Raw genomic sequence first — 2,917 nt, forward strand, 5'->3', positions numbered from 1 at the left:
CGGCGTCATCCGGCGACAGCGTCTCGTCGGGGCGCAGCCGGTCGGCCAGCATGACCCGGAGCGGCGTCAGGGCCATCGACAGGATGACGATGGCGGACAGGATCGCCGCAGTGCGGGCGTCGAACAGGCCTGCGGCGAAGGCGGTGGCGTAGATGACGAAGGCGAACTCGCCGCCCTCGCCCATCAACGCCGCGCGCAGCAGGCCTTCGCCGTGCTTCTGCTTCAGCCGCGCGACCGAATAGACGGCGGCCATCTTGGCGGTCATGAAGGCCGCCAGCCCGCCCAGCACCCACGCCCAGTCGGCGACGACGACGCGCAGGTCCAGCGACATGCCGACGCTGAGGAAGAACAGGCCCAGCAGCAGACCCCGGAACGGCTCGACGTCGGCCTCGAGCTGGTGCCGGAAGGTCGACTCGGACAGCAACACCCCGGCCAGAAAGGCGCCCATGGCCATCGACAGCCCGCCGAGGTTCATCGCCCAGGCGGCGCCGAGGACGACCAGCAGCGCGCCCATGGTCATGACCTCGCGGCCGCCGTACTGCGCCAGTAGCCGGAAGAAGGGGTTCACGACCCAGCGCCCGGCGACATAGACCAGCGCCACCGCGGCGACGGCCAGCCCAACGGTCATCCAGACGGGGTTCCCGGTCTCGACGGCCGTGCCGTAGGTTCCCGCCATCACCGCCACCAACGCGAGCAGCGGGACGATGGCGAGATCCTCGAACAGCAGGATCGACACCACGCGCTGCCCCGCCGGCTCGGCGTTCTCGTTACGCTCCTCCAGCAGGCGCATGACGATGGCCGTCGAGGACAGGGCGAAGCCGAAGCCGGCGATCACCGCCGCGTACCACGCCAGTCCGGCCAGCAACGCGAGACCGGTCAGCAAGAGGGCGCAGGCCAGCACCTGCACCGCCCCGAGACCGAAAATTTCCTTGCGCAGGCTCCACAGGCGGGCGGGCCGCATCTCCAGCCCGATGAGGAACAGGAACATGACCACGCCGAACTCGGCGACGTGCAGAACCGACTCGGGATCGTCCACGACGCCCAGAACGGAGGGGCCGATCAGCAACCCGGCGGCAAGATAGCCGAGCACGGCGCCGAGACCGAAACGGCGGAACAACGTCGCGGCCACGACCATGGCCGCCAGCAGCGCCACGGCGTGACCCAGACCCATGCTGGCCGTCTCGTGCATCCCGCCCTCCCGTCACGCTTCGCCCGATAGTGGGGAGTGATGCACGGTTGCGCCACCCCCGACCCCGTCACACACCACCGCTCCGCCGCGCCACAGTTTCGCCCGAGACCACACTGCGTCATGGTTGTGACGAATGAACCGAGGGAGAGGCCGGATGACGATGAGACCGCTAAGACAGGGACTGGCCGCCGCCGTCAGCCTCGCCCTCATCGCCCCGGCCTCCCCGCCGGCGCTGGCGCAGGCCGACCTCGACAAACCGTCCGACGGCGTCGCTTCGCCGGCCGCCTGTCGCGCGTTCGGCTTTGACCTTGCAGCGCCGCCGTCGCCGCCGGTGATCCGGCCCCAGGTGCGCCCCGCGCCCCCGTCGGTCACCTTGCCGATAGGACCGACCAAGAAGGAGGATCGCCGGGAGTACAGCGGGCCGCCGCCTGCGATAGCGCCGCCGCCGCCTCCCCCGCCGCCGCCGCCGCCACCTCCGCGGCCGACGCCGCCCCCGGCCGCCGGCGGAGCGGTGGCCGGGGAAGTCGTGGTCTCCGGATCGCGCATCAACCGGTCCCCCGGCTGGGTTCCCGCCCCCCTCGTTCCGGCTGACACCGAACGCTATCCGAACGCCACGGCCAACGCAGTCCGGCGCGTCGCCGACGAGCCTGTCTCGACCTTCTCCATCGACGTGGACACGGCCAGCTATACCAACGTCCGGCGCTTCATCGACGAGGGCCGCGCCCCGCCCGCCGACGCGGTGCGGATCGAGGAGATGATCAACTATTTCGACTATGGCTATGACCGCCCGCGCACGGCGGCCGAGCCCTTCGCCATCACCACCGCCGTCGCCGCCTCGCCCTGGTCGCCGGGCCGCCAGATCGTCCATGTCGGGCTGCAGGGCTACGAACTGCCCGCCGGCGAGCGTCGCCCGCTGAACCTGACCTTCCTCGTCGACGTCTCCGGTTCAATGGGACCCCCGGATCGGCTGGCGCTGGCCCAGAAGTCGATGAACCTGGTCATCGACCGCCTGCGGCCGCAGGACACGGTGGCGGTCACCTATTATGCGTCGGGGGCCGGCACGACGCTGGCGCCGGTGCCGGGCGACCAGAAGCTGCGGCTGCGCTGCGCCGTCGCGAGCCTCAGGGCCGGCGGCGGAACCGGGGGAGCGCAGGGGCTGGCCAACGCCTACGATCAGGCGCAGGCGAACTTCGCACGCGACCGGGTCAACCGCATCCTGCTGTTCACCGACGGCGACTTCAACGTCGGCGTCACGGACAATCAGCGGCTCGAGGACTACGTCGCCGCCAAGCGCGAAACGGGCATTTATCTGTCGGTCTACGGTTTCGGCCGCGGCAACCTTCAGGACCTGCGGATGCAGGTCCTCAGCCAAGCCGGCAACGGCGCGGCCGCCTATGTCGACGACCTCAACGAGGCGCGGCGACTGTTCGGCCCCGCCTTCGACCGGGGCGCCTTCCCCATCGCCGACGACGTCAAGATCCAGGTCGAGTTCAATCCGGCCCGGGTCAGCGAATACCGGCTGATCGGCTACGAGACCCGGATGCTGAACGAGGAAGACTTCAACAACGACCGCATCGACGCCGGCGAAGTCGGCTCCGGCGCCTCGGTCACCGCCCTGTACGAGATCACCCCCGTGGGCGGGCCGCTGTCGTCCGATCCGCTGCGCTATGGCCGGCAGGCTGGCCCGGCGGCGGGGGGCCGCGAGCTGGCCTATCTGAAGATCCGCTA

2 protein-coding genes are annotated in these 2,917 nt (G+C 70.4%); one reads left to right on the forward strand and one right to left on the reverse strand.

From position 1 onward, the window contains the following. On the reverse strand, window positions 1-1,189 hold a 1,189-nt coding region (locus VGB60_RS09415), incomplete at its 3' end, for a monovalent cation:proton antiporter-2 (CPA2) family protein (protein WP_331038009.1). A 154-nt stretch (window positions 1,190-1,343) separates the two neighbouring features. On the opposite strand from VGB60_RS09415, the gene VGB60_RS09420 reads away from it, so the two are divergent. Further along, the coding region (locus VGB60_RS09420; protein WP_331038010.1) for a vWA domain-containing protein at window positions 1,344-2,917 on the forward strand (1,574 nt) is incomplete at its 3' end.

This window comes from Brevundimonas sp. (genome assembly GCF_036399195.1).
Lineage (GTDB): Bacteria > Pseudomonadota > Alphaproteobacteria > Caulobacterales > Caulobacteraceae > Brevundimonas.